We start from the raw sequence: 24,153 nt of genomic DNA, 5'->3' as shown, positions 1-24,153 counted from the left end.
CGCGATCCGTAGCGCTTGCGTTGCCGGGGTGCGGCGGCAAATATCTCTCCCGAAATGTATTCGGGAGGGACTGCCGTGGACGCCAGGGAAATCGCCGAACTCGCCGACAGGATCGTCGACGGGCGTCGCAGCCGGAAGGTCATGGATTTTCTCGCCGACGCGACGGCGAGCCTGTCGGAAGCGGACGCTTACAAGGTGCAGTTCGCGGTTCATGACCGATTGGCCGCCGCCGGGGCCGATTGGCAGCAGGCGGGCTGGAAGGTCGCCTTCGCCGTTCCGGCGCAGTACGAGCCGCTCAAGCTCTCCGGTCCGGCGTTCGCCGGCATCTTCAGGAACGGCATTCGCCCCGACGGCGCCGTGTTCGAGAAGGGCTGGCCGCTGAAAGCCGGCGTCGAGTGCGAGATGGTCGCCCGGATCGGGCGCGACGCTCCCAAGGCAGGCGCCGCCTACACCGCCGATTCCATCAAGCCGTTCGTCGCCAACCTCTATTGCGGCATGGAGGTGGTGGAAAACCGCTACGGCGACGTGTCCAGGCTCGGCGGCCCCGGCCGCATCGCCGACGACATCCTCCAGGCGGCCTGCATCGTCGGCACGGAGATCAAGGACTGGCAGAAGCTCGACTTCGCCGGCGTCAAGGGGCGCTCGGAGCACGACGGCAAGGAACTGGCCGCGGGACCCGGCACCAACGTCATGGGCGGTGCGATGATTTCACTCGCCTGGCTGGCCAACAAGCTGATCGAGCACGGCAAGCACCTGAAGGCGGGCGACACGGTGCTCACGGGTTCCGTTCATCCGCCGCAGTTCCTGGCGGGTCCGGGCGGTGCCAAGTCGGAGTTCGTCGGCATTGGCAGCGCCAGCATCACGGTGAAGTAGGGCGATGTCCTAGCGCCCCAGCACCCTGGCGAGGTGCGAGGTCTCGACCGACCAGGCGACCGGGAGCTTCAGCTCCTGGCCGGGGGCGGGCGGCTGTTCGCCGTCGCCGAGGAAAGCGACGTCGACCCTGAAGTCTTCGTCCTGCTCGAAGGCGTGCCAATGGACGAAGTCGACCAAAGCCCGCCGGCCGTCTCGCAGCGTCAGCACGAAGCCGGCGTGGCTGCGATCCATGTCGCCGAATGTCCAGAAACACTCGACGCCGGCGATGTCGGCACGGGCGAAGCCGTGCGTCGCGCCGTCGAGGACGAAGAGGACGTGGCCGAGCTCGTAGACGCCCCGGATGAGTTCATTTGCCATCGGGCCAATGTAGTTCATTTTTCGTGACCTCCGCGCGCGGTTTACGCGGAGGGCCGGCGGGCCCTAGAGTGGAGACCAGGGCCGCGCCAGTCGGTCGGAGGAGGGGGCTCCATGAACACCGTGTTTGGATCGCTCAACGACTATCGCAAGGGTGGCATCGAGATCGTCAGTGGCGATCCCAGGCACTACGTCTTCTCGAACGTCTTCGAGGTCGCGTCGCGCTCGAAGCCGTACGAGCGCGTGGTCGTCGGCAAGAACCTCGAATACGTGCAGGAGGTCATGCGCGCCGAGGGGACGTCGCCCTGGTTCGCCTGCGGGCACGACGAGTTCGCCCTGTGCATGGACGGCGAGGTCGAGGTGACGCTGGTCAAGCTCGACGACCCGCCGCCGGCCGATCGCAACGGCGCCGTAGCGGTCGACGGCGAACCGCGTGGACGGCGCATGGGGCTGATCCGCCTCAAGCGCGGCCATCAGGCCTTGTTGCCCGCCGGGGCGGCCTACCGCTTCGCGGCGTCGAAGCCTGGCGTGGTGCTGCAGCAGACGGTGCTGGGGCCGCTCAGCATCCAGAAGTGGAACGAGATCTGCCTGAAGTAGGCGAGGGAGGGCAGCATGTCGAACGCATCCGCACAGGTCGTCGCCAGCGACCGCAGCAACGAGAGCGGCTATCGCGCCTTCCGGCTCGGAAAGTTCGAGCTGTCGCGCGACGAGTACTTCGTCACCATCCGGTGGCCGGCCAAGGGACAGATGCGTTCGCACCAGATGTCCGCCGACGCCTTCCTGCGGGCCTGCATGCGCGACGTCGCCTGGAACTTCTTCTACGGCTGGGTCAATTTCGACCACGTCGTCGGCACGCGCAATCACTACGGCCAGGTCGATCTCTACGCCGGATCGTTCAACGGCGTCATGAAGGAAGCCGGCGTCGACTACACCGAGCGCTTCGACGCCGAGCACATCATGGCGACCTTCAAGGCGATCCTGCGGGATTGGGTGAACGAGGGCTTCGACCCGTTCGCCGCGCCGGTCGAGACCGGAACGGCGTTCGGCACCAAGCACGGCGAGAACATCGGCGCCATCGAGCGCGTCCGCGTCCAGACGAGGCGCATGCCGGGCTTGCCGGGCGATTCGCCGCTGCGCGACGACCTGCCGGTCAATCGTGCCTTCGCCGACGTGCCGCAGGACGAGCCCGAGATCGTCGCCGAACCCGGCTTCGAGGGCGAACTGCACGCCTTCAGTCTGTTCAAGTATCTCAGCCGGTCGGATGTCACCTGGAACCCATCGGTGACCGCGGTGTGCCGGGCCTCGCTCGCCTGTCCGACGACCGAGGAATACATCCTGCCCGTGTTCCATGGCAACGACCGCGTCGAGTGGTTCATCCAGCTCTCCGACGAGATCGTGTGGGACGTGGCCGACAAGAACACCGGCGCGCCGCGCGCGCGCGTCACGATGCGCGCCGGCGACGTCGCCGCCATGCCGGCCGACATCCGCCATCAGGGTTACTCGCGAAAGCGGTCGATGCTCTACGTCTGGGAGAACGTCACGCCCGACTTGCCGCAGCGCTACGAACGCGGCGAGCTGTCGCCGTATCCCGTCGACTTCTGAACGATCAGCCGCGGGCGCGTTCGGCCTGCCGGCCGAGGGCGGCGAGCGCGGTGTCGACGATGTGCGCCGCGTCGAGGCCCGCCCACTGGTATTGACGTGCGGGCGCGGCGTGATCGATGAAGCGGTCGGGCAGCACCATCGGCCGCACCTTCAGGCCATGGTCGAGCATGCCGGAGGTCGCCAGCTCCTGCAGCACGTGGCTGGCGAAGCCGCCGACCGATCCCTCCTCGATCGTGATCAGCACCTCGTGCTCGCGCGCCAGCCGGCGGATCAGGTCGGTGTCGAGCGGCTTGGCGAAGCGCGCGTCGGCGACGGTGGTGCTGAGGCCCTTGGCGCCGAGATCCTCGGCGGCGGCCAGGCACTCCTGCAGGCGCGCGCCGAAACTCAGCAGGGCGATCTTGGTGCCTTCGCGCACGATCCGGCCCTTGCCGATCTCGAGCGGCGTGCCGCGCGCCGGCAATTCGACACCGTAGCCCTCGCCGCGCGGATAGCGGAACGACGACGGCCGATCGTCGATCGCCGCCGCGGTCGCCACCATGTGCATCAACTCGAGTTCGTCCGATGCCGCCATGACGACGAAGTCGGGCAGGCAGGCGAGATAGGCGACGTCGAAGCTGCCGGCATGCGTGGCACCGTCGGCGCCGACCAGGCCCGCGCGGTCGATGGCGAAGCGGACCGGCAGCTTCTGGATGGCGACGTCGTGCACGACCTGGTCGTAACCGCGCTGCAGGAACGTCGAGTAGATCGCCGCGAACGGCTTGTAGCCCTCGCAGGCCATGCCGGCGGAGAAGGTCACGCCGTGCTGCTCGGCGATGCCGACATCGAAGGTGCGCTCGGGGAAACGCTCGGCGAACTTGTCGATGCTGGTGCCCGACGGCATCGCCGCGGTGACGGCGACGATCCTGGGATCGACCTCGGCCTCGGCGATCAGCGCCTTGGCGAACACCGCCTGGTAGGCGGGCGCGTTGGCGGCGGGCTTGGACTGCTTGCCGGTGATGACGTCGAACTTCACGACGCCGTGGTACTTGTCGGCGCTCGCTTCGGCCGGCGGATAGCCCTTGCCCTTCTTGGTGACGACATGGATCAGGATGGGCTTGTCGAGCTTGCTGTCGCGGGCGTTCTTCAGGACCGGCAGGAGGTGATCGATGTTGTGCCCGTCGACAGGGCCGACGTAGTAAAAACCGAGCTCGTCGAACAGGGTGCCGCCGGCGACGAAGCCGCGCGCGAACTCCTCGGCGCGTCGCGCCGCCATCTCGAGCGGCCTCGGCAACGCCTCGGCGACGGAGCGGCCGAAGTTGCGCAGGGTCACGTAGGGTCGGCCGGAGAGGAGCCGCGACAGGTGCGCCGACATGGCGCCGACCGGCGGCGCGATCGACATGTCGTTGTCGTTGAGGATGACGATCAGGCGACTGCGCAGGTGACCCGCGTTGTTCATCGCCTCGTAGGCCATGCCGGCGCTCATCGCGCCGTCGCCGATCACCGCCACGACATGGTTGCTGCCGCCCGCCAGGTCGCGCGCCACCGCCATGCCAAGTCCGGCGGAAATGGAGGTCGAGGAGTGTGCCGCGCCGAACGGGTCGTACTCGCTCTCGCTGCGCCGGGTGAAGCCGGACAGGCCGCCTTCCTGGCGCAGGGTGCGGATGCGGCCGCGCCGGCCGGTGACGATCTTGTGCGGATAGGCCTGGTGCCCGACATCCCACAAGAGCCGGTCGCGCGGCGTATCGAAGACGTAGTGCAGCGCCACCGTCAGTTCGACGACGCCCAGTCCGGCGCCGAGATGACCGCCCGTCACCGACACCGCCGAGATCGTCTCCTGGCGCAATTCGTCGGCGAGCTGGCGCAGCTGGTCGGCCCGCAGCCGCCGGATGTCGGCGGGCAGGGTCACGGTGTCGAGAAGCGGTGTCGCACTCTGACCGGTCATGGAAACACTATACTCCTCGAAGCCGCGTCATGCGCGTCGCGTGACCACGAAATTGGCGGCCTGCTTCAGCAAGTCCGCGCGATCCCCGAACGGCTCGAGATGCGCGGCGGCCTGCCGCGCCAGCAGCGACGCCTGTGCCCGCGCCCGTTCGCGACCGAGGATCGAAACGAAAGTGGCCTTGCCCGTGGCCTCGTCCTTGCCCGGCGTCTTGCCGATCGTGGCGGCCTCGCCCTCGACGTCGAGCAGGTCGTCGACGATCTGGAAGGCCAGGCCGAGGTCGTGGGCATAGGCCAACAACGCATGGCGCAGGGGATCGGCTGCCTTGCCGAGGATGGCGCCGGCGGAGCAGGAAAACGAGATCAATGCGCCGGTCTTGAGGCGCTGCAGGCGGGTGATGGCGCCGATCGACATCTCGGTCCCTTTGGCTTCAGCCAGCAGGTCGAGCATCTGGCCGCCGACCATGCCGTGCGCGCCGGCGGCATGCGCCAGTTCCGCCACCAGAGCGGCCCGAACCGCGGGATCGCCGTGCGTGTCGGCGTGCGCCAGCACCTCGAAGGCGAGGGCCTGCAGGGCGTCGCCCGCCAGGATCGCGGTCGCCTCGTCGAACTGCCTGTGACAGGACGGGCGTCCCCGCCGCAGATCGTCGTCGTCCATCGCCGGCAGGTCGTCATGGACCAGCGAATAGGCGTGGACGAACTCGATCGCACTCGCCGTGCGCAGGGCCGACAGCGGCGCGACTTTGAAGAGCGTCGCGCCGGCCAGTACGAAAAAGGCACGCAGCCGCTTGCCGCCGCCCAGGCTCGCATAGCGCATCGCCTCGTAGATGCGGGCCTCGTCGGCGCTGCCCTTGGGTAGCAGCCGGTCCATGGTCTGCTCGACGGAGCTGGCCGCCGACGCGAGCGCGGCGTCGAACTGGCGGAACGACGAAAGAGGCATGTCGCCGGTGACGATCGATCAGGTCAGGTCGGCCGGTTGGGTGCCCACCGAACCGTCGGCCTGGAACACGATCTTCTCGACCTTCATCTTGGCCTCGGCCAGCTTCTGCTCGCAGTGCCGCTTCAGCAGGGCGCCGCGCTCGTAGGCCGAAATCGCCTCGTCGAGCTTCACCTGGCCGCGCTCGAGCTGCTGGACGATGGCCTCCAGCTCCTTCAGCGCATCCTCGAACGACAGGCTTGCGATGTCCTTGGGGACGGCGGGTTCCTTGGCCAATTCTACCTCTCGACAAGGGGTTATCGAATGGTACCCGCCTCGGCTCGAAGGTGCCAGCGCGGGCCTGTGGGAACGCGCGAATCTGCCGCGATTCGCGAGGATTTCGAACCCTTTCTCAACCCTTGCGGCTGAAACCCGCGCTCTCGTCATGGCCGCTTTGCATGTTCGCGGGACGAAACCCCGTCTCGCGCGTTGCGGCCACGGCAACCCGATGGCAGCTTCCGCGACACAGAAAATAAACGGCCATTCACACTAGGAGAAGAACGCCATGGGCAATGTCAGTCATCTCGTCACGCGAACTGCCGCTCTGCAAAGCTCGACCGAGAACGGCCTCGCCGAAGGCATGCCGGCCAAGGACCGGCAGTTCGTGACGGCGCTGGCTCGTGGCCTCGACATCCTGCGCGCCTTCCATGCCGGCGAGGGCATGCTGGGCAACCAGGAGATCGCGCATCGCACGGGCCTGCCCAAGCCGACGGTCGCCCGCCTCACGCACACGCTGACCGAGCTCGGCTACCTCAACTACATCCGTCGCTTCCGCAAGTACGAGCTCGGCGCCTCGGTGCTGGCGCTCGGCTACGCGGCGATCTCGAGCATGGACGTGCGTCGCGCCTCGCGTCAGCCGCTCGAGCAGCTCGCCCATGCGCTCAACGCCTCGACCGCGCTCGGCGGCCGCGATCGCCACTCGATGATCTATCTCGAGGCCTGCCGCGGTCCGTCGGTCGTCGCCATCACGCATGACGTCGGCACGCGCGTGCCGATGGCGAGCACGGCGATGGGCCGCGCCTACCTGTTCTCGCTGCCCGATGCCGACCGCAACAAGCACATCGACGCCATCCGCCGCCGCTGGCGCGACGACTGGTCGAAGGTGAAGACCGGCATGGAACGCTCGTTCAAGGAGCTGGCCGAACGCGGCTTCTGCGTCACCTGGGGCGAGTGGCTGCCCGAGCTGTGCGGCGTCGGCGCGCCGCTGCGCAACACCGACGGTACCGCGGCCTACGCCATCAACGCCTCGGCGCCGATCTACCAGATCAGCAAGGATCGGCTCGAGGCCGACTGGGGCCCGCGCCTGGTCAAGGTCGCGCGCGACATCCGCACCGGCATGGCGGCCCAGCCCGCCGCACCGAGCCCGGTGCCGACCGTCCGGCCGAACCTCAACGGCCAGCGGCCGCCGATGGCGGCGATGGCGCGCCGCTAGGGCCCGTTCGTCGGACATGGCGATCCAACGACCGGCCGACGCGCGGCCGGTCGCTCGCTACGCGTTTCGCGGCTTCAACGGGCTGATCGGGCATCGGGTCGTCGCCTGGCGACCGGGCTTCGTCGAGATGACGCTGAAGATCCGGCCCGAGCTCTGCAACGCCAACGGGCTGCTGCACGGCGGCGTGCTGATGACCCTGCTCGATTCGGCGAGCGGCTTCGCCTGCACCTTCAACGAGACCGCCACGGCACGGCGGCTGAGCGTCACGCTCGCCTTCACCACCCAGTTCATCAAGGCGGCGCGCGAAGGCGACACGCTCGCCATCCTCGGTGCCTGGCGGCCGTCGTCCAGCCAGAGCACCTTCGCCGCCGAGACCGAGATCTACGACCAGGCGGGCGACCTGGTGGCGACCGGCGCTGGCACCTTCCGCTACCTCAAGGGCGAGAGGAGCGACGGCGTGCTGACCTTCATCGACCAGAAGGCGGCTGATTGACCAGCCGGTAGCGCAGCCACACCGCGCCCTTCTCCAGCACGTCGTGGCTCACGAGCGTCATGGCCTCGATCGGCGCGGGCCCGAGATCGGCGTCGCCCGAGTTGAAGACGACGGGGCCGCCCGTGCTGCCGTCGATGGCGGCGCAGACGACGAGGCTCACCTCGTCGACCAGGCCGGCGCGCAGCAGGGCGCCGTTCGCGCCGCCGCCGCCTTCGAGCATCAGCCGTTCGATGCCGAGCTCGCGGTTCAGGGTCTCGAGTGCGGCCGCGAGGTCGATTTCGGTCCTGCCGGCGAAGATGTAGGAGACGCCGTCGGCGCGCAGGCCGGCCAGGTGCGAATCGGGGACAGCTTCGGTCAGGATCACCAGGATCGCGTCGCCGCCGATGTCGGAGCGCTCCCATACCGCCTTGCCGTGCGCGTCCAGGAAGATGCCCCACGCCTTGGCGTCGCGCCGCGCGAACCAGTTCTCGCGCGCGAATGTCTCGGCGGTCGGCGGATAGACCTTGCCCTTGCCGCGCGCGAATTCCTGGGCGGTGACCCGCCCGCACAGCCACGACCCGCCGCCGTGCTCGGCGACCAGCCGATCGTGCAGGGTCTCGAAGAGATTGGGGACGACGTTCGACCGGGGCCGCCAGCGGCTGCCCCAGATGCGGCCGTCGACGCTGCTCACCATGTGGCACAGGACGTAGGGCTTCATGCGCGGCATCCTAGCCGAAACCGCGCCCGCCCGCGGCGGGCCTAGTGCAGCGGAAAACGCGCGAGATGACGGTGCGTGGCGAGGCCGAGCATGCTGTGCACCAGCACGAGCTCGCTCGCGGTCCAGCCGATCGGCTCGATCGCCGTTTCCGCCAGCCGCTGCCTGTCGCGCAGCAGGGTCAGGTGCGGCTTGAAGCGGCGGGCCTGGCGCGGCCGCGCATCGAACGCGTCGCTCAGCCGCTGGTGCAGGATCTCGAGGCCGATGACGCTGTCGTCGCCGGCGAGCACCAGCGGGCCGCCCTTGAAGCTCATCACGCGGTCGAACTCGGCGCGAAAGCGCGGCATCGCCACGGCCTCGGTGCGCTCGATGGCCGTTGCAACCAGCCCCGGCGGCAGGCCGATGCCGTCGCCGACATGGAGAAGCGTCACGTGGAGATGTTCGGGCAGGATCGGCGCGCCGGTCAGGCCGTGCCGGGTCCGCAGACGCCGCGCCAGTTCGGCGATGCGCGCGGCGGTGTCGGGATCGGGCAGCACGGCGAAGAAGAGGCGATCGGTCGGCACCGAGCGCGGCCGGCTCATGCCGCCATGAAAGCGCCTGAGACGAGCCGTGGTCAGCGGTGGCGGGCTGCGATGCGACGGCGTGAACGCCAAGGACGGCGTCGTATCGCCACTGCCGGTGACCATGTCTCTCATCGCAGCCCCTCCAACCTGTGGGCGCGAATGTTCTCTATTTGTTCCGAATTGTCAACAGGCCTGAACGACGACCGGCCCGCTCGATCCGGGTCGAGCGGGCCGGCATGGTCTCGGCTCTATGCTTGCGGATGGGCCGTCGTCACTTCGGCATCGGCACGATGCGCAGATAGGGTTTCGGCGCCTTCCAGCCGTTGGGGTACTTGGCCTTGGCAGCCTCGTCGTTGACCGTCGGTACGATGATGACGTCCTCGCCGTGCTTCCAGTTCACCGGCGTGGCGACCTGGTGCCTGGCCGTGAGCTGGCAGCTCTCGAGCAGACGCAGCACCTCGTCGAAGTTGCGGCCGGTGCTCATCGGATAGGTGAGCATCGCCTTGATCTTCTTGTCGGGGCCGACGATGAACACCGAGCGCACGGTGGCGTTGTCGGCGGCGGTGCGGCCTTCCGACGTCGTGCCGGCGCCCTCGGGCAGCATGTCGTACAAGGTCGCCACCTTGAGCTCGGGATCGCCGATCATGGGATAGGTGACCTTGTGGCCCTGGGTCTCCTCGATGTCCTTCGACCACTTCTCGTGGTTGCCGACGGGATCGACCGACAGGCCGATGATCTTGGTGTTCATGGCGTCGAACTTGGGCTTGAGGCCCGCCATGTAGCCGAGCTCGGTGGTGCAGACCGGCGTGAAGTCCTTGGGATGCGAGAACAGGATCGCCCAGCCGTCGCCGATCCACTTGTGGAACTCGATCGGGCCCTGGGTGGTGTCGGCCTTGAAATCCGGCGCGGTGGAGTTGATGCGCAGCGTCATGGTGAATCCTCTCTGGAGCTTTGCGGGGCGTAACTCAGACCCAACGCGGGCCAAGGGTCAAGCCTTGGCCGGGATCCAGCTCAAAAGTCCTATGCCGCCATCGACTTCCACTGTGGTGCCCACCACATAGCGACCAAATCTTTCCGACAGGACGGCGACGGCCGCCTGGGCGATGTCGTCGGGAGTCCCCGCGCGGCCGAGGGGAATTTGGGCCACCAGCGCGTCGAGGTCGTCGGCGACGAAGCCGCCGCCCGGGATGGCGCCGGGCGCGATGGCGTTGACGCGGATGCCGTCGGGCGCCAGCACGCGCGCCAGCTCCTTCATCACCATGGTCATGCCCGACTTCGAGGCGCTGTAGTGCGGCAGGTTGCGGGCCGTCGAACGGTGCTGGCTGGTGATCAGCAGCATGCGGCCCTTGATCTTGTTGTCGCGCATGTGGCGGCCGATCTCGCGTCCGAGGAAGAAGCCCGAGCGCAGGTTGACGTCGACCATCGCGTCCCAGGTCTCCTCGGAGACCGCGAGCGGCGTGTCGACCTCGAGGCGGCGCGGGCTGGCCGAATGGACGAACAGCGAGATCGTGCCGAGACGGGCGACGGCACCGTCGAGCAGCTTCTTCCAGCCGTCGCGTCTGGAAAGATCCGACGGCAGAAAATCGATGCCGTCCTCCGCCGGCGGCGCGTTGATGTCGCTGCCGAGAACGGTGGCGCCTTCGGCCTTCAGCGCGCTCGCGATGCCCCGGCCGATGCCGCCCGAGCAGCCGGTGATCAGGGCGCGCTCGCCCTCCAGAAGTTTCATGCTCATGGGCGCCATGGTAGCAGGGGGGCACGATGGCGAAAGCGAAGACGCGTCTCGACGTGGCGCTGGTCGAGCGGGGGTTGGCGGAAACCCGCGCCGCCGCGCAGCGGCTGGTCATGGCGGGCCTGGTCTTCGCGGGCACGGAGCGGCTCGACAAGCCGGGCCGGAACGTCGCCGACGACGTCGCCCTCGAGGTGCGCGGCCAGCCCCACCCCTATGTCTCGCGCGGCGGGCTGAAGCTCGCCAAGGCGCTCGATCACTTCGGCATTGCCGTCGACGGCCGCGTCGCCCTCGATGTCGGCGCCTCGACCGGCGGCTTTACCGACTGCCTGCTTCAGCGCGGCGCGGCGAAGGTCCATGCCATCGACGTCGGCACCAACCAGCTCGCCTGGAAGCTGCGCTCCGACCCGCGCGTCGTCTCGATGGAGAAGACCAACATCCGCGACGTCACGCGTGCCGAGGTGCCCGAGCCTGTCGACATCGTCGTCTGCGATGCCTCGTTCATCGGCCTGCGCACCGCGCTGCCGGCGGCGCTGGCGCTGGCTGCGCCCGGCGCGCACCTGGTGGCGCTGATCAAGCCGCAGTTCGAGGTCGGCAAGGGCCGCGTCGGCAAGGGCGGCATCGTCCGCGAGCCCGAGCTGCACCAAGAAGTGTGCGACACGATCGCGGCCTGGCTCGCCGCTCAGCCCGGCTGGCGCGTGCTCGGTGTGACCGACAGTCCCATCGAGGGCGCCGACGGCAACAGGGAGTTCCTGATCGCCGCCCAGTTCACCGGATAGCGAGACTGACGCGGAACTTGTTGTTGTCGGCGAGCGTCTCGAAACTCGCGAAGTGCCGCTTCAAGGTCGGCTCGTACGGCAGGCCGCGGTTCGCAACCAAGTAGAGGCGGCCGCCCGGCTTCAGCGCGCGCCCCGCCGCCTCGATGACGCGCTGGCCGAGCTGGGGCTCGGCGGCGCGGCCGGCATGGAAGGGCGGATTGCAGACGATGGCGTCGTAGGTCGCGGGCGCCGGTTCGCTCGCAAGGTCGAGCCAATGGAACGAGGCGCGCGGGTCGGCGACGTTGGCGCGCGCCGCCTCCAGCGCGCGATGCTCGGCGTCGATCAGGTCGATCCTGGCGATCGCCGGCGCGCCGGCGAGAACCGCGCGCGCCAGATAGCCCCAGCCGCAGCCGAAATCGGCGACGTGGCCGGCGAGATCGTCCGGCAGGTGTTTCGCCAGCAGGGCCGAGCCGTCGTCGATGCGGTCCCACGAGAAGATTCCGGGCTGGCTGACGAACGAGCCGTCGCCGGCGGGCTGCAGCGTCGCGAGCTTCCGCCAATGGTCGGGCGGCGCCCGCTCGCCCTTGTCGAACCAGAAGACACGGCCGTGGAACTTGGGCAGCGATCCGGCGAGGCCGAAGGCCTTGCCGACGTTCTTCTCCAGCGTCGCCGCGCCGTCGGCGTTGGCGCCGGCGCAGATCAGCCGGCCACCCGGCGCCAGCAGCGCCCAGCCCCGCGCGATGTTGGCGAAGCTCTCCTCCTTGTGCCTGGTCAGGAGCACGAGCCCCTGTTCGTAGGCGCCCGATTCTAGTCGCGGCACGGCGCGCCGGAGCTTCAGGAAGTCGGGCCGGAACGATTGCTCGCAGTCGATGTCCTGCAGCGGCAGCGGCTCGGCGCGCAGGAAAAACGCCCGCCTCTGGGCGAGCGCTCCCGTCTCGAAGGCGTGGAGGAGGGCGTGGCCCGCCTGGCTCACGGCGGCGGGCTAGGGAACGAGGACGGCCCGCCCCATGATCAGGCCCTTGCGCAGCTCCTGCAGCGTGGCGTCGGCCTCGTCGAGCTTGCGCCTGACGATCGGCACGGGCGCCGCCTTGCCGGCGGTCACCAGGTCCATCATCTCCTTCATCTCGGCCGGCGTGCCGGTGACCGAACCCATCACCGCGTTGCCGGTGAAGGGGAACATCGGCAACGGCGTGGCGAAGGTGCCGCCGAACAGGCCGACCACGATCAACCGTCCGCCGCGGCCGAGCGCGCGCCAGCCGAACTGGGCGCTCGCCTCGGCGCCGACGAAATCGATCGCGGCGCCGACGCCGGCGCCGCCGGTCAGCTCCATGACCTGCTTGCGCGCTTCCTTCTCGCGCGGATCGACGACCGCCGAGGCGCCGTTCTCGAGCGCCAGCTTGCGCTTGTTCTCGTCGATGTCGGCGACGATCGGCTCGCGGCCCAGCACCGCCTTGGCGAAGCGCACGCCCATCAGGCCGACGCCGCCCGCGCCGATCACCAGAATCGGCTTGCCGGCATCCTGGCCGACCGCCTTCTTGACCGCGCCGAAGGCGGTGATGCCGGAGCAGGCGTAGAGGCAGGCGAGCTCCTCCGGCAGGTTGCCGTAGGGATAGAGGTACTTGGCGTGTGGCACCAGCACGTGATCGGCGTAGCCGCCGTCGTTGTTGACGCCGAGCGCGCGCGGCGAGGGGCAGAGGTTTTCCGTGCCGTTGTCGCAATACCAGCACTTGCCGCAGCCGATCCACGGATAGACCACCGCCTTGTCGCCGACTTTGGCGTCTTTCGCGTTCGGACCGAGCGCCTCGACCACGCCGACGATCTCGTGGCCCATGATGCGCGGCGGGTTCATGGTCTTGGCGGTCGAGTACTTGTTGCCGCCGCCCATGTCGAAGAAGCCTTCCCACAGATGGACGTCGGAGTGGCAGACGCCGGCGGCGGTGATGCGCACCAGCACCTCGCCGCCCTGCGGCCGGGGCGTCGGCTCCTCGACCTTCTGCAGCGGCTGTCCGAACTCGACGACCTTGTAGCTCTTCATTGGGCGTACTCCCGTGTCCTGTCGACGCCAGCATAGAGCATCACCCGACCCTTTGTGCTAGTGGTTCGGGCGCCAGGGGAGTGAAAGCGCATGGGCAAGTACGGCATCGGCCAGCCGGTCCTGAGGTTCGAGGATCCGCGTCTGCTGCGCGGACAGGGGCGGTTCATCAACGACGTCAACCTGCCGGGCCAGGCCCATGCCGTGTTCGTGCGCTCGCCGCATGCCCACGCGCGGATCCGCTCGATCGACACGGCCGAGGCCGCGAGGGCGCCCGGCGTGCTGGCGGTCTATACCGGACACGACGTCACGGCGGACGGCCTCGGCATGCCCAAGGCCAACATGCCGCGCAAACGGCCCGACGGTAAGCCGATGTTCGCGCCGCAGCGCCCGCCGCTGGTCACCGACCGGGTGCGCTATGTCGGCGATCCCGTCGCCATGGTGATCGCCGAGACGCTCGCCCAGGCGAAGGACGCCGCCGAGCTGGTCGCCGTCGACTACGAGGCGCTGCCGTCGGTGACGGCGACCGAGGATACGGTGAAGCCGGGCGCGCCCGCCGTGTGGGACGACTGCCCCGACAACATCTCCAACAGCGTCGAGCGCGGCAAGAAGGCGGAGACCGAGGCCGCGTTCGCCGCGGCGGCCAAGATCGTCAAGCGACGTTACGTCATCACGCGCGTGCACGCCCAGTACATGGAGCCGCGCGGCACGCTCGGCGTCTACGACCAGGGCGAGGACCGGCTGATCCTCTACGCCGACGTGCAATATCCCCATCGCGTGCGCAACATGCTGGCGCAGAACGTCTTCAAGGTGCCCGAGAGCAAGATGCGGGTGATCGCGCAGGACGTCGGCGGCGGCTTCGGCACCAAGGGCTGGCAGTATGTCGAGCATCGCCTGACGGTGTGGGCAGCGCGCAAGCTGCTGCGCCCGGTCAAGTGGACCTGCGAGCGCAGCGAGGCGGTGATGGCCGACGAGCACGGCCGCGACAATATCGGCGAGGTCGAGCTGGCTCTCGACAAGGACAACAGGTTCGTGGCGCTGCGCCTCGACATGCTGGCCAACATCGGCGCCTATGTCGGCTCCGACCGCAATCTCCTCTCGCCGTTCGGCCAGATCGGCACGGTGCTGGGCGTCTACCGGATTCCGGTGGCGCACATCAACGTCGTCGGCGTGCTGTCCAACACCAACCCGACGGCGCCCTATCGCGGCGCCGGCCGGCCCGAGGCGATCTATCTCATCGAGCGCCTGATCGACGACGCGGCGCGCGAGCTCGGCATCGACCGCATCGAGCTGCGCCGCAGGAACATGCTGCCCGAATCGGCGCTGCCCTATCAGAGCCCGGTCGGCCCGTTCTACGACTGCGGCAGGTTCGAGGAGAATCTCGACATGGCGCTGAAGCTCGCCGACGTGGGGGGCTATCCGGCGCGCGCGGCGGAGTCGAAGGCGCGCGGCCGGCTGCGTGGGCTCGGCATCGTCAACGCCATCGAGCAGGCGGCCGGCACGGCGCAGCCGGAGTACGCCGAGATCCGCTTCAACCCGGGCGGCACGGCGGCGCTGCTGATGGGCACCAAGGCGCAGGGCCAGGGCCACGAGACCATGTTCAAGCAGATCCTGAACGAGCGGCTGGGCATCGATCCCGCCGACGTGCAGTTCATCGACGGCGACACCGACCGGGTCGCCTTCGGCATGGGCACCAACGGCTCGCGCTCGACGGTGCTGGGCGGCTCGGCGCTGTTCATGGCGGCCGGCAAGGTGATCGAGAAGGGCCGCAAGCTCGCCGGCCACCTGCTCGAGGCGGGCGAGCAGGACATCGAGTTCGCCGACGGCCGGTTCACGGTCACGGGCACCGACAGGTCGGTGACCCTGAAGCAGGTGGCGATGGCGGCCTTCCAGCCCGGCAAGTGGCCCAAGGGCTTCGAGGGCGGGCTCTACGAGAACGCGACCTATCTCGGCCAGAAGGACACGTTTCCCAACGGCTGCCACGTCTGCGAGGTCGAGGTCGATCCCGACACCGGCACGGTGAGGGTCGACCGCTATTTCGTCGTCGACGATGTCGGCACGGTGATGAACCCGATCGGGCTCAAGGGCCAGATCCACGGCGGCGTGGCGCAGGGCATCGGCCAGATCCTGAGCGAGCAGGTGGTGTGGGACCGCGAGAGCGGCCAGCTCTTGACCGCGAGCTTCCTCGACTACGCCATGCCGCGCGCCGACACGGTGCCGAGCATGGAGATCAAGTCGAACCCGGTGCCGACGCAATACAACCCGCTCGGCGCTAAGGGTGCCGGCGAGGCCGGCACGGTCGGTGCCATGCCCGTCGTGATGAACGCCATCGTCGACGCGCTCGCCCCGCTCGGCGTCACGGACGTGGCGATGCCGGCGACGCCGGAGAACGTGTGGCGGGCGATACGGGCGGCGGGACGCTGATCCCTTTCGCGCGTCGCGGCGGCGTGAAAGGGCTGGACGGCGTCGTATGATGATCATACAATTATAGTATGAAACGACTATCCGGAAGCGGCCGCCGAATGGCGTTGCCGAGCGGCGGTGTGTTGGCCGGAAGGTGACGCTGTGCAGGCGGTTAATTTTGGCGATTTTGGCGATTTTGGCGACCCGTTTTGGTTCCGGGGCGGGACTATCCGGCGGGCGAATCGGACTTGTAGGGGAGGATTCCGTTTCGTGTGACGATATTTATACAGTTTGCGCGGTTTCCGCGGTTTCCGCGACGCCTTCCCGCCTCGACGCCCCGCTGCGGCTCAGGGGTGCTAATATCGGGCGAGGGGAGGGAGCCGATGCAAAGACTCGTCATGCTGGTGCTGCTCGCACTGGCGTTGCCGTTCGCCGCCGTGGCCCAGCAACTCAAGCTGCCGGACGGCATCTTCGCCTCGTCGGCCGACTACATCGTCGGCACCTGGAAGTGGGAACGCCAGCAGCCGCGCCAGACCGTGATCATGCGGTTCGACCGCAACGGCGCCTTCTACTTCCACAATTCCACTCTGCGGCTCGAACATCACGGCAGCTACGGCGTGGCGGGCGGCCAGTTCAACCTCAGGGTCAACAGAACTTGCGACAAGGGCCAGTGCGCCGACCGCAAGCCGCCGATGGACGTGAACTACGATTTCACCCCGGTCGGCGCCAGGGTCTTCCTGTCGAACGACGAGAGGTGGGAGCGCCAGTAGGCGCTCCGCACCCGCTCACTTCCCCGAGTCACGCCTTGGCGTACTTGCCGCCGGTCTGCGGCGTGTGCGGGCCGTCGCCGCCCTTGTCCTTGTGCTGGGCGCGCGTGGTACGCGCCCAGCTGCGTTTCAGCTCGTCCTTCACGCCGATGCGCAGCGTGCCCACCTTCTCGATGGTGAGCTCGATCCGGTCGCCGTCCATGAAGGAGTGCAGGCCGCGATGATTGGTCCCCGTCGCGACGATGTCGCCCGGCTCCAGCGTGTGGATCGAGCTCAGCCACTCGATGACGCGCGGGATCTGGTGCGCCATGTCGTCGGTGTTGAACTTCTGCATGGTCGTGCCGTTGTTCTTCAGTTCGACGGCGAGCTTCTGCGGGTTGGCGATCTCGTCGGCAGTGACGATCCACGGCCCGATCGGCGCGAAGGTCGCGCGCGACTTCATCTGGAAGAACACGTTGCCGGGCGGCGGCAGGCCGCGCGCCGAGCCGTCGATGAAGCAGGTGTAGCCGAAGATGTGCTTGAAGGCGTCGGCCTGGCTGACGTTGCTGGCGCGCTTGCCGATCACCAGCGCGAGTTCGGCCTCGCCCTCGAAGATGGTCGCCGGCACGTCGGGCAGCACCATGGTGTCGCCGTCGCCGATCACCGCCGTCGCCGCTTTGTGGAAGGCGTTGATGGCGGGCTTCTCCTTGAGCGTGCCGTCCTCCATGTAGTTGACGGCCATGCAGTCGATGTTGCCGGGTCGCGGCACCGGCGGGCGCAGCCGCACGCCGCCGAGCGCGACGCCGGCGCGGCCTTCGATCGCCTTGGCGATCCTGTCCCGCCAGCTTTCCCAGCCGTCGATCAGCGGCACGATCAGGTCGCGCGTGTCGCGATGGGGCAGGCTCTTCACGTCGTCGGTGACGTCGACGACCCGGTCGTCCCTGACGACGCCGAGGCGCCAGTCGTCGAAGTAGCAGAGCTTCACTTGGGTTCTCCCTCGAACACGCGCTTGGCGACGTTTGCCGCCGACATCGCCGTCGGCCAGCCCGAATAGAAGGCGAGGTGGGTGATGAGCTCGATCAGCTCCTCCTTCTTGACGCCGTTGTTGATGGCGCGCTGGAAGTGGCCGACCTGCTGCTCGGTCCTGTTGAGCGCGACCAGGGCGGCGCAGGTGATCAGGCTGCGGTCGCGCTTGGAGAGGCCGGACCGCTCCCACACGTCGGCGAACAGCACGTTGTCGGTGAGGTCGATCAGCTTGGGCGCGAAGGCGCGCAGGGCATCGCGTGGATTCGGCGGTGGCGGCTTGGACATTCATTCCCTCCTTTTCAACGCCCGGGCGGAACGCTAGCGTTTCGCCGCAGTTTGGGAGGAAGCCATGCCCGCGATCAAGGTTGCCGACTTCGCCTATCCGCGCATGGAGGCGCCGGACCTCGACGCGATGGAGGAATTCCTCACGCATTTCGGCCTCGTGCGCGCCGAGCGCACGCCTGATGCGCTCTACATGCGGGGCGCCGACGACCATCATCACCTGCATGTCACGCACAAGGGCGGCACCAGGTTCATCGGCTTCGCCTATCACGTGCGCGACGAGGACGACCTCGCGCGGGCCGCCAGGCTGCCCGGCGCGTCGGGCATCGAGACGCTGAACGAGCCGGGCGGCGGCAAGCGCGTGCGGCTGACCGAGCCCAACGGCTATCAGGTCGAGCTCGTCGCCGGCCTCGGCAGGGTCGAGCCGATCAGGCTCGGGCGCGACCTGCTGAACTCGGGAAGCGAACCCTTGCGCCGCGCCGGCCGGCTGATGCGGTTGACCAGGTCGCCCACCACCATCCAGCGCATCGGGCACGGCGTGCTGGCGACACCCAGGGTGAAGGAGACGGTGCGCTGGTTTCGCGAGACACTGGGCATGATCTGCTCCGACGACGTCTATGCCGGCGAGAAGGACAATCTGATCGGCGCGTTCAGCCGGCTCGACCGCGGCGACGACTATGTCGACCATCACGTGCTGTTCTGCGTGCACAACGAGAAGACCGGCCTCAACCACGTCTCGTTCGAGGCGCACGACATCGACGCCGTCTTCCAGGATCACGAGTACCTGAAGAAGCTCGGCAAGTACGAGCACATGTGGGGCATCGGCCGGCACCTGCTGGGCAGCCAGGTCTTCGACTACTGGGCCGATCCGTGGGGCCGCGTGCACGAGCGCTGGGCCGACACCGACCGGCTCAACGCCTCGACGCCGGGCAACCTGTTGAGCGCGGAGGAGGGCCTGCAGTCGCAATGGGGCGAACGGCCGCCCGACCGCTTCATCGGCCACGCCAGCCCGTGAGGCGCCGCGCATGGCGGCCAAGGTCACGATCTACGGCATCCGGAACTGCGACACGATGAAGAAGGCGCGCGCCTGGCTCGACGCCAGGGGAGTGGACTACCGGTTCCACGACTACAAGGAGTCGGGCATCGGTCGCGACAGGCTCGAGGCATGGGCGGCGCGGCTCGGCTGGGAACGGCTGCTCAACCGCGCCGGCACGACCTTCCGCAAGCTGCCGGACGGCGAGCGCGAGGGGCTGACGGAGAAGAAGGCGCTCGCCCTGATGCTGGCCCAGCCGTCGATGATCAAGCGGCCCGTGCTCGAGGCGGGCGGTGCGGTCGTGGTCGGCTTCAAGCCCGAAGACTATCAGAAGATACTGTAATTATTATATATAAATCATATAGTTATAAGAATTTATTGACGTAATCTCTGAAATTTTACAAGGTGCCTCATCCCTCTGAGGTACCAACATGAAAATCAGGTTCGTTGCACTTGCTCTCATTCCCGTGGCCCTGACGCTGTCCGCCTGCGGCGAGACCTGGGGCGAGCGGGCCGCGACTGGTGGTGCCATCGGCGCCGGCACGGGACTGGCGGTCGGTGCTATCGCCGGCTGGCCGCTGCTGGCGCCGACGCTGATCGGCGGCGCCGTTGGCGCCGGCATCGGCGCGGCCACGACCGAGAAGAAATAGGTCAGCTCAGCAGCAGGCGGAGCTTGCGGTCGAAGACGCTGAGCACGTCTTCGAGATTGTCGCCGTGGGCCAGTTTGCGCGGTCCGTTGTAGACCATGTAGCCGCCCGACCCGCCGGCGGTGGAGCCGGGCACCTTGGCGATGGCGAACAGCGGCTGTTCGGCGGTGTGGCGGAAAATCGAGAAGATCGCCATGCCGGGACGGAAGTCGATGGCATAGTCGCGCCACTCGCCGGTGGCGACCCTCATGCTGTAGAGGTTGAGCAACCGGCTGAGCTCGCGCCGGTCGAATGAGACGATCCGGCGGCGGGCCCGCTGGTCGGCCAACCGGTACAAGTTGCTCATGCGGCCGTGAATCGGGTCATGGCGGACGCGAATTGTTGCAGATGGCTGGCGGTTTGCCAAACCCCCATTGGGGGGCTATGAACCGCCGCGCAGCCCCTTGAAATTCCGTGCAAATCCGGGAGCCACGCGTGTCCGATCCGGCCGCCTTTCAGGAAATCGAAGATGCCGTCCGGCAGGACGATCTCAAGATATGGTGGAAGCGCTGGGGAAGCTGGGTGATCGGCGGTGCAGTGCTCGTCGTCGTCGGCGTCACCGCGCTGGTCGGCTGGCGCCATTATGACGCGAACCGGCGCGCCGCCGCGGGCACCGCCTATTCGGCAGCGCTGGCGATGATCGGCAGCGACAACGCCGCCGCCCGCGCGGTGCTCGACGAGCAGGCGACCAACGCCCCCGAGCCCTACCGTTCGCTCGCCGCGCTCATCGCCGCGCAGATGCGCGAGACTCCGGCCGAGCAGGTCGCGGCGCTGCGCGAGCTCGCGCCCAAGCTGCCGTCGGAGCTCGCCGATCTGGCGCTGGTGATCGCCGGCTATCGCGGGGTCGATGCCGGCAAGACGGAAGAAATGACCGGTCAGCTCGAGACCCTCGCCGCGGGCGACCGGCCGTTCCGGGTGAGCGCGCGCGAGGTCCAGGCGATCGTGGCCACCCGGAAGGGCGAGACCAGGCGCGCCCGCGAACTGTGGCAGGAGATCGCCAACGACCGCGCCGGTCCCGCCGGCGCCCAGCAGCGCGCCCAGATCATGCTCGCCTTCCTCGGGCCGGCGGAGGCGAAGTAGATGCGTCTGCGCGCCCGCGTCCTTCTCGCCGGCGGACTGCTCGCCCTGTCGCTGGGCGGCTGCGGCATCTTCGACAAGAGCAAGCCGCCGCTGCCCGGCGAGCGCGTCCCGGTGTTCACCAATCGCGGCGACCTCGAGCCTGACAAGGAGACGGCCGGGCAGCAGGTCATCCTGCCGGCGCCGGTGGTCAACGATTCCTGGCCTCAGTCGGGCGGCTTCGCCAACTACGCCATGCAGCACCTGCAGGTGGGCGACGCGCCGCAGATCATATGGAGCGCCGATGTCGGCGCGGGCTCGTCGAGCTCGCGCGTGCTGACGACGCCGCCGATCGTCGCCGACGGCAAGGTCTTCGCCAAGGACGCCCAGAGCACCGTCTCGGCCTTCGATGCCGAGACGGGCAGGCTGCTGTGGCGGGTCACGCTCAAGCCCGGCAAGGCGCGCGACACCGACGAGTTCGGCGGCGGACTGGCCTGGTACGGTGGCCGGCTGTTCGTCACCACCGGCTTCGCCGAGGTCTTCTCGCTCGATCCCAACGACGGCAAGGAGGTCTGGATGTCGACGGTGAGCGCGCCGGTGCGCGGCGCGCCGCTGGTGTTCGGCGACCGTGTCTTCGCCGTCAGCATCGACAACAAGCTGCATGCCCTGGCGGCGGTCGACGGCGCCGACCTGTGGTCCTTCTCCGGGCTGCAGGAGACGGCCGGCTTCATCGGCGGCAACAGCCCGGCCGGGTCCGGCAACTTCATCGTCGCGCCCTTCACCTCGGGCGAGCTGGTCGGGCTCCGCATCGACAACGGCCGCGCCGTCTGGAACGAGTCGCTGGTCGGCCCGCGCGGCGAGCTGCGCGCCTTCGGCAACCTCGCCGACATCCGCGGCCGCCCGGTGATCGACCGCGGCCTGGTGCTCGCGATGGGATCGGCCGGCACGCTCACCGCCATCGACCTCGACACCGGCCAGCGCCTGTGGGAGCGCAACATCGGCGGCAACCAGACGCCCTGGGTGGCCGGCCGCTACGTCTTCGTCATCACCGGATCGGCAGACGTCGCCGCCATCGAGCGCGAGACCGGCAAGATCAAGTGGGTGACGCCGCTCACCCAGTACGAGGACGACAAGCGCCGCCGTCCCATCCTGTGGGCCGGGCCGGTGCTGGCGAGCGACCGCCTGCTGGTCGGCGGCTCGACCGGCGACCTGCTCGCGCTCTCGCCCTATACCGGCGAGGTGCTGGGCAAGCTCGAGGTGCGCCAGCCGATCCGGCTCGGGCCGGTGGTCGCCAACCGCACCGTCTACGTCCTGACCGACGCGGGCAGGCTCATTGCCCTCCGCTGACACGCCGCCTCGGGTCGTCCCCAGGGTGGCCATCGTCGGCCGCCCCAACGTCGGAAAATCGACGCTGTTCAATCGCCTGGTCGGCAGCCGTCACGCCATCGTCGACGACACGCCGGGCGTGACCCGCGACGTGCGCGAGGCGCCGGCGCAGCTCGGCGATCTCAAGTTCACCCTGCTCGACACCGCCGGCTGGGAAACCGCGGACATCGCGCGCCTCGAGGGGCGCATGCGCCGCTTCACCGAGCGCGCCGTCGACAGCGTCGACGCCGTGCTGTTCCTGATCGACGCGCGCGCCGGCGTGCTGCCGCTCGACGAGGCCTTCGCCAACTGGCTGCGCAAGCGCCACGAGAAGGTGATCGTCGTCGCCAACAAGTGCGAAGGCCGGGCCGGGCAGACCGGGCTCGCCGAGGCACACGCGCTGGGTTTCGGCCAGCCGATCCCGGTGTCGGCCGAGCACGGCGAGGGGCTGAGCGATCTGCATGAAGCGATGGCGCGCCTCGTCCCGGCGGTCGAGCCGGAGGAAGAGGAGTCGGAAGACGCGATTCCCGACGAGGTGAGCGAGAAGCACGCCGAGGCGGCGGCCGCCGCGGCCGCCCGGCGGCCGCTGATGCTGGCCATCGTCGGCCGGCCCAATGTCGGCAAGTCGACGCTGCTCAACCGCCTGGTCGGCGAGGAGCGTGTGCTGACGGGTCCCGAGGCGGGCATCACGCGCGACGCCATCCGCGTCGAATGGCAATGGCGCGGCCGCAAGATCAGGCTGATCGACACCGCCGGCATGCGGCGCCAGAGCCGCATCGACCATCGCCTGGAGGCCGCCTCGGTCGCCGACACGCTCGACGCGGTGCGGCTGGCCGACGTGGTGGTGGTCGTGCTCGACGCCGCGAACATGGCTGAGAAGCAAGACCTCGCCGTGGCCGGTCGCGTCATCGACGAGGGGCGCGCGCTGGTGGTCGCGGTCAACAAGACCGACCTTCTCGCCGAGGACCGCGCCGACGCCACGCGCGCCTGGCGCAAGCTCAACGACCGCCTCGAGGCATCGTTCGCCCAGGTCAAGGACGTGCCGATCGTCGGCTTCTCGGCGCTGAACGGGCGCGGCGTCGAACGGCTGATGCCCAAGGTGTTCGAGACCTACGACATCTGGAACAAGCGCGTCGCCACGCCCAGGCTGAACCGCTGGCTGCGCGAGATGGAGACGCTGCACCCGCCGCCGCTTGCCAGGGGCCGGCGCATCCGGCTGCGCTTCATGACGCAGATCAAGACGCGGCCGCCGACCTTCGTGCTCTCGGTCAGCCAGCCCGACGAGCTGGGCGACGACTACCTGCGCTTCCTCACCAACCGCCTGCGCGACGATTTCGGCCTGCCCGGCGTGCCGATCCGGCTCGCCATGCGCAAGCCGAAGAACCCCTACGCCGGCCGGGCCAGGAAGCGTTAGGCGCCGAGCGCCTCGTCGCCCGCCACCCACTGGCCGTTCATCGTGCACTCGGGCAGGGCGAGCCCGATGAGGTTCTCGTCGTGCGCCTCGGGCGGCGGCAGCGACGCCGGATCCTCGCCGGGAAAGGCGAGCGCGCGCATGGCCGTTCGCATGGGGCCGGGATTGTAGAGGTTGACGCGCAGCCTGGTGTGGGCGCTCTCGGCGGCGTAGATCGACGCCAGCATGTCGAGCGCGGCCTTGCTCGCGGCGTAGGCGCCCCAGTAGGGCACGGCGCGGCGCGAGATGCCCGAGGTGACGAAGATCGCCCGGCCGGCGTCGGACTGGCGTAGCAGCGGATCGAGCGAACGCATCAGGCGCCAGTTCGCGGTCACGTTCACCGCCATGACCTGCTCGAAGATGCGCGGCTCGAAATGGCCGACCGGCGAGAGCGTGCCGAGCACGCCGGCGCAGGCGAGCAGCACGTCGAGCCTGCCGTAGCGCTCGTGGAGCGCCGCCCCCAGCCGGTCGATGCCGGGTCCGTCGGTGACGTCGAGCGGCACCAGTGTGGCGCTGCCGCCGATCGACTTGATCCGGTCGTCGACTGCCTCGAGCCCGCCCACGGTGCGGGCGACCAGGATGCAGTGTGCGCCTTCGCGGGCATAGGCGAAGGCCGCCGCCGCGCCGAGACCGCGCGAGGCGCCGGTGATCAGGGCGATCCGGCCTTGGAGTCTCATGCGCGTTCC

At 68.7% G+C, this 24,153-nt stretch carries 28 protein-coding genes; 14 read left to right on the top strand and 14 right to left on the bottom strand.

The features are described from left to right. Window positions 1-75: 75 nt before the first annotated feature. Complete coding sequence (locus tag KIT25_14295) at window positions 76-873, top strand: hypothetical protein (protein ID UYN93232.1); 798 nt, start codon at window positions 76-78, stop codon at window positions 871-873. A 9-nt stretch (window positions 874-882) separates the two neighbouring features. Here KIT25_14295 and KIT25_14290 read toward each other — a convergent pair whose 3' ends face one another. Continuing rightward, window positions 883-1,230, bottom strand: coding sequence for a hypothetical protein (locus KIT25_14290; protein UYN93231.1), 348 nt, complete (start codon window positions 1,228-1,230; stop codon window positions 883-885). Between the two features lie 111 nt (window positions 1,231-1,341). On the opposite strand from KIT25_14290, the gene KIT25_14285 reads away from it, so the two are divergent. Together KIT25_14285 and KIT25_14280 are read left to right on the top strand one after the other, a co-directional pair. Then, window positions 1,342-1,824 (top strand): hydroxyquinol 1,2-dioxygenase, encoded by a 483-nt coding sequence (locus KIT25_14285; GenBank protein ID UYN93230.1) that lies wholly within the window; start codon window positions 1,342-1,344, stop codon window positions 1,822-1,824. 15 nt (window positions 1,825-1,839) lie between these two features. After that, window positions 1,840-2,829, top strand: a complete 990-nt coding sequence (locus KIT25_14280) for a hydroxyquinol 1,2-dioxygenase (GenBank protein UYN93229.1) — start codon at window positions 1,840-1,842, stop codon at window positions 2,827-2,829. A gap of 4 nt (window positions 2,830-2,833) precedes the next feature. Here the strand turns inward: KIT25_14280 and dxs are convergent, their stop codons facing one another. The 3 genes from dxs to KIT25_14265 are packed head-to-tail and all read right to left on the bottom strand — an operon-like array spanning window position 2,834 to window position 6,109. After that, complete coding sequence (gene dxs, locus KIT25_14275; GenBank protein UYN93228.1) at window positions 2,834-4,750, bottom strand: 1-deoxy-D-xylulose-5-phosphate synthase; 1,917 nt, start codon at window positions 4,748-4,750, stop codon at window positions 2,834-2,836. A 27-nt stretch (window positions 4,751-4,777) separates the two neighbouring features. Next, window positions 4,778-5,686 (bottom strand): polyprenyl synthetase family protein, encoded by a 909-nt coding sequence (locus KIT25_14270; GenBank protein UYN93227.1) that lies wholly within the window; start codon window positions 5,684-5,686, stop codon window positions 4,778-4,780. A gap of 18 nt (window positions 5,687-5,704) precedes the next feature. Beyond that, window positions 5,705-6,109 (bottom strand): exodeoxyribonuclease VII small subunit, encoded by a 405-nt coding sequence (locus KIT25_14265; GenBank protein ID UYN93226.1) that lies wholly within the window; start codon window positions 6,107-6,109, stop codon window positions 5,705-5,707. Window positions 6,110-6,227: 118 nt separating this feature from the next. On the opposite strand from KIT25_14265, the gene KIT25_14260 reads away from it, so the two are divergent. After that, the gene (locus KIT25_14260; protein ID UYN93225.1) at window positions 6,228-7,154 is read left to right on the top strand and encodes an IclR family transcriptional regulator; all 927 of its coding nucleotides are present in this window, start codon (window positions 6,228-6,230) and stop codon (window positions 7,152-7,154) included. A 16-nt stretch (window positions 7,155-7,170) separates the two neighbouring features. Continuing rightward, window positions 7,171-7,647 (top strand): PaaI family thioesterase, encoded by a 477-nt coding sequence (locus KIT25_14255; GenBank protein ID UYN93224.1) that lies wholly within the window; start codon window positions 7,171-7,173, stop codon window positions 7,645-7,647. Here the strand turns inward: KIT25_14255 and KIT25_14250 are convergent. The 4 genes from KIT25_14250 to KIT25_14235 all read right to left on the bottom strand — a co-directional run bounded on the left by KIT25_14250 (window position 7,622) and on the right by KIT25_14235 (window position 10,636). Then, window positions 7,622-8,344 (bottom strand): dihydrofolate reductase family protein, encoded by a 723-nt coding sequence (locus KIT25_14250; GenBank protein UYN93223.1) that lies wholly within the window; start codon window positions 8,342-8,344, stop codon window positions 7,622-7,624. The two genes, KIT25_14255 and KIT25_14250, sit on opposite strands and share 26 nt — an antisense overlap. Window positions 8,345-8,385: 41 nt before the next feature. Beyond that, the gene (locus KIT25_14245; protein ID UYN93222.1) at window positions 8,386-9,036 is read right to left on the bottom strand and encodes a 2'-5' RNA ligase family protein; all 651 of its coding nucleotides are present in this window, start codon (window positions 9,034-9,036) and stop codon (window positions 8,386-8,388) included. 139 nt (window positions 9,037-9,175) lie between these two features. Continuing rightward, window positions 9,176-9,835: a peroxiredoxin gene (locus KIT25_14240; GenBank protein UYN93221.1), complete on the bottom strand. Its 660-nt coding sequence runs from the start codon at window positions 9,833-9,835 to the stop codon at window positions 9,176-9,178. Window positions 9,836-9,892: 57 nt separating this feature from the next. Further along, window positions 9,893-10,636 carry an SDR family oxidoreductase gene (locus KIT25_14235; GenBank protein ID UYN93220.1) on the bottom strand — a complete coding sequence of 248 codons (744 nt, stop codon included), beginning with the start codon at window positions 10,634-10,636 and terminating at the stop codon, window positions 9,893-9,895. A gap of 26 nt (window positions 10,637-10,662) precedes the next feature. Here KIT25_14235 and KIT25_14230 point away from each other — a divergent pair, with 26 nt between their 5' ends. Further along, window positions 10,663-11,409, top strand: coding sequence for a TlyA family RNA methyltransferase (locus KIT25_14230; protein UYN93219.1), 747 nt, complete (start codon window positions 10,663-10,665; stop codon window positions 11,407-11,409). Here the strand turns inward: KIT25_14230 and KIT25_14225 are convergent. Both KIT25_14225 and KIT25_14220 read right to left on the bottom strand, forming a co-directional pair. Then, on the bottom strand, window positions 11,399-12,361 hold the full coding sequence (locus tag KIT25_14225; GenBank protein UYN93218.1) for a class I SAM-dependent methyltransferase: 963 nt from the start codon (window positions 12,359-12,361) through the stop codon (window positions 11,399-11,401). The genes KIT25_14230 and KIT25_14225 overlap by 11 nt on opposite strands. 9 nt (window positions 12,362-12,370) lie before the next feature. Next, on the bottom strand, window positions 12,371-13,423 hold the full coding sequence (locus KIT25_14220) for an alcohol dehydrogenase catalytic domain-containing protein (protein ID UYN93217.1): 1,053 nt from the start codon (window positions 13,421-13,423) through the stop codon (window positions 12,371-12,373). 90 nt (window positions 13,424-13,513) lie between these two features. On the opposite strand from KIT25_14220, the gene KIT25_14215 reads away from it, so the two are divergent. Next, a complete protein-coding gene (locus tag KIT25_14215; protein UYN93216.1) occupies window positions 13,514-15,844 on the top strand; it encodes a xanthine dehydrogenase family protein molybdopterin-binding subunit in 2,331 nt (776 codons plus the stop codon). Window positions 15,845-16,206: 362 nt separating this feature from the next. After that, a complete protein-coding gene (locus tag KIT25_14210; GenBank protein UYN93215.1) occupies window positions 16,207-16,593 on the top strand; it encodes a hypothetical protein in 387 nt (128 codons plus the stop codon). Window positions 16,594-16,621: 28 nt separating this feature from the next. Here KIT25_14210 and KIT25_14205 read toward each other — a convergent pair whose 3' ends face one another. After that, a complete protein-coding gene (locus KIT25_14205) occupies window positions 16,622-17,554 on the bottom strand; it encodes a fumarylacetoacetate hydrolase family protein (GenBank protein ID UYN93214.1) in 933 nt (310 codons plus the stop codon). Beyond that, complete coding sequence (locus tag KIT25_14200) at window positions 17,551-17,880, bottom strand: carboxymuconolactone decarboxylase family protein (protein ID UYN93213.1); 330 nt, start codon at window positions 17,878-17,880, stop codon at window positions 17,551-17,553. Before KIT25_14200 ends, KIT25_14205 begins: the two co-directional genes overlap by 4 nt. A 64-nt stretch (window positions 17,881-17,944) precedes the next feature. Between KIT25_14200 and KIT25_14195 the strand changes: the two genes are divergently transcribed. The 3 genes from KIT25_14195 to KIT25_14185 all read left to right on the top strand — a co-directional run bounded on the left by KIT25_14195 (window position 17,945) and on the right by KIT25_14185 (window position 19,560). Then, a complete protein-coding gene (locus KIT25_14195) occupies window positions 17,945-18,892 on the top strand; it encodes a VOC family protein (GenBank protein ID UYN93212.1) in 948 nt (315 codons plus the stop codon). A gap of 10 nt (window positions 18,893-18,902) precedes the next feature. Continuing rightward, a complete protein-coding gene (locus KIT25_14190; protein ID UYN93211.1) occupies window positions 18,903-19,253 on the top strand; it encodes an ArsC family reductase in 351 nt (116 codons plus the stop codon). A gap of 88 nt (window positions 19,254-19,341) precedes the next feature. Next, window positions 19,342-19,560, top strand: a complete 219-nt coding sequence (locus tag KIT25_14185) for a hypothetical protein (protein UYN93210.1) — start codon at window positions 19,342-19,344, stop codon at window positions 19,558-19,560. A 1-nt stretch (window position 19,561) separates the two neighbouring features. On the opposite strand, the gene KIT25_14180 is transcribed toward KIT25_14185, so the two are convergent. Next, window positions 19,562-19,903, bottom strand: a complete 342-nt coding sequence (locus KIT25_14180; GenBank protein ID UYN93209.1) for a DUF2794 domain-containing protein — start codon at window positions 19,901-19,903, stop codon at window positions 19,562-19,564. Between the two features lie 128 nt (window positions 19,904-20,031). Here KIT25_14180 and KIT25_14175 point away from each other — a divergent pair, with 128 nt between their 5' ends. The 3 genes from KIT25_14175 to der are packed head-to-tail and all read left to right on the top strand — an operon-like array spanning window position 20,032 to window position 23,431. Next, entirely contained in the window at window positions 20,032-20,676 is a 645-nt protein-coding gene (locus KIT25_14175) for a tetratricopeptide repeat protein (GenBank protein ID UYN93208.1), read from the top strand. Continuing rightward, window positions 20,677-21,999, top strand: a complete 1,323-nt coding sequence (locus KIT25_14170) for a PQQ-binding-like beta-propeller repeat protein (GenBank protein ID UYN93207.1) — start codon at window positions 20,677-20,679, stop codon at window positions 21,997-21,999. It abuts the gene before it with no gap. Continuing rightward, the gene (der, locus tag KIT25_14165) at window positions 21,986-23,431 is read left to right on the top strand and encodes a ribosome biogenesis GTPase Der (GenBank protein UYN93206.1); all 1,446 of its coding nucleotides are present in this window, start codon (window positions 21,986-21,988) and stop codon (window positions 23,429-23,431) included. Before KIT25_14170 ends, der begins: the two co-directional genes overlap by 14 nt. Here der and KIT25_14160 read toward each other — a convergent pair. Continuing rightward, window positions 23,428-24,144 (bottom strand): SDR family NAD(P)-dependent oxidoreductase, encoded by a 717-nt coding sequence (locus tag KIT25_14160; protein UYN93205.1) that lies wholly within the window; start codon window positions 24,142-24,144, stop codon window positions 23,428-23,430. The two genes, der and KIT25_14160, sit on opposite strands and share 4 nt — an antisense overlap. Window positions 24,145-24,153: the final 9 nt, after the last annotated feature.

This window comes from Enhydrobacter sp., from assembly GCA_025808875.1.
Classification (GTDB): Bacteria; Pseudomonadota; Alphaproteobacteria; order Reyranellales; family Reyranellaceae; genus Reyranella.
This window is presented reverse-complemented; position numbering and strand designations above follow the sequence as displayed.

Coding starts and splice junctions, on each gene's coding strand:
- KIT25_14290 (UYN93231.1), bottom strand. CDS start 1,230: ATGGCAAATGAACTCATCCGGGGCGTCTACGAGCTCGGCCACGTCCTC.
- KIT25_14285 (UYN93230.1), top strand. CDS start 1,342: ATGAACACCGTGTTTGGATCGCTCAACGACTATCGCAAGGGTGGCATC.
- KIT25_14280 (UYN93229.1), top strand. CDS start 1,840: ATGTCGAACGCATCCGCACAGGTCGTCGCCAGCGACCGCAGCAACGAG.
- dxs (UYN93228.1), bottom strand. CDS start 4,750: ATGACCGGTCAGAGTGCGACACCGCTTCTCGACACCGTGACCCTGCCC.
- KIT25_14270 (UYN93227.1), bottom strand. CDS start 5,686: ATGCCTCTTTCGTCGTTCCGCCAGTTCGACGCCGCGCTCGCGTCGGCG.
- KIT25_14265 (UYN93226.1), bottom strand. CDS start 6,109: ATGACGAGAGCGCGGGTTTCAGCCGCAAGGGTTGAGAAAGGGTTCGAA.
- KIT25_14260 (UYN93225.1), top strand. CDS start 6,228: ATGGGCAATGTCAGTCATCTCGTCACGCGAACTGCCGCTCTGCAAAGC.
- KIT25_14255 (UYN93224.1), top strand. CDS start 7,171: ATGGCGATCCAACGACCGGCCGACGCGCGGCCGGTCGCTCGCTACGCG.
- KIT25_14250 (UYN93223.1), bottom strand. CDS start 8,344: ATGAAGCCCTACGTCCTGTGCCACATGGTGAGCAGCGTCGACGGCCGC.
- KIT25_14245 (UYN93222.1), bottom strand. CDS start 9,036: ATGAGAGACATGGTCACCGGCAGTGGCGATACGACGCCGTCCTTGGCG.
- KIT25_14240 (UYN93221.1), bottom strand. CDS start 9,835: ATGACGCTGCGCATCAACTCCACCGCGCCGGATTTCAAGGCCGACACC.
- KIT25_14235 (UYN93220.1), bottom strand. CDS start 10,636: ATGAGCATGAAACTTCTGGAGGGCGAGCGCGCCCTGATCACCGGCTGC.
- KIT25_14230 (UYN93219.1), top strand. CDS start 10,663: ATGGCGAAAGCGAAGACGCGTCTCGACGTGGCGCTGGTCGAGCGGGGG.
- KIT25_14220 (UYN93217.1), bottom strand. CDS start 13,423: ATGAAGAGCTACAAGGTCGTCGAGTTCGGACAGCCGCTGCAGAAGGTC.
- KIT25_14215 (UYN93216.1), top strand. CDS start 13,514: ATGGGCAAGTACGGCATCGGCCAGCCGGTCCTGAGGTTCGAGGATCCG.
- KIT25_14210 (UYN93215.1), top strand. CDS start 16,207: ATGCAAAGACTCGTCATGCTGGTGCTGCTCGCACTGGCGTTGCCGTTC.
- KIT25_14200 (UYN93213.1), bottom strand. CDS start 17,880: ATGTCCAAGCCGCCACCGCCGAATCCACGCGATGCCCTGCGCGCCTTC.
- KIT25_14195 (UYN93212.1), top strand. CDS start 17,945: ATGCCCGCGATCAAGGTTGCCGACTTCGCCTATCCGCGCATGGAGGCG.
- KIT25_14190 (UYN93211.1), top strand. CDS start 18,903: ATGGCGGCCAAGGTCACGATCTACGGCATCCGGAACTGCGACACGATG.
- KIT25_14185 (UYN93210.1), top strand. CDS start 19,342: ATGAAAATCAGGTTCGTTGCACTTGCTCTCATTCCCGTGGCCCTGACG.
- KIT25_14180 (UYN93209.1), bottom strand. CDS start 19,903: ATGAGCAACTTGTACCGGTTGGCCGACCAGCGGGCCCGCCGCCGGATC.
- KIT25_14170 (UYN93207.1), top strand. CDS start 20,677: ATGCGTCTGCGCGCCCGCGTCCTTCTCGCCGGCGGACTGCTCGCCCTG.
- KIT25_14160 (UYN93205.1), bottom strand. CDS start 24,144: ATGAGACTCCAAGGCCGGATCGCCCTGATCACCGGCGCCTCGCGCGGT.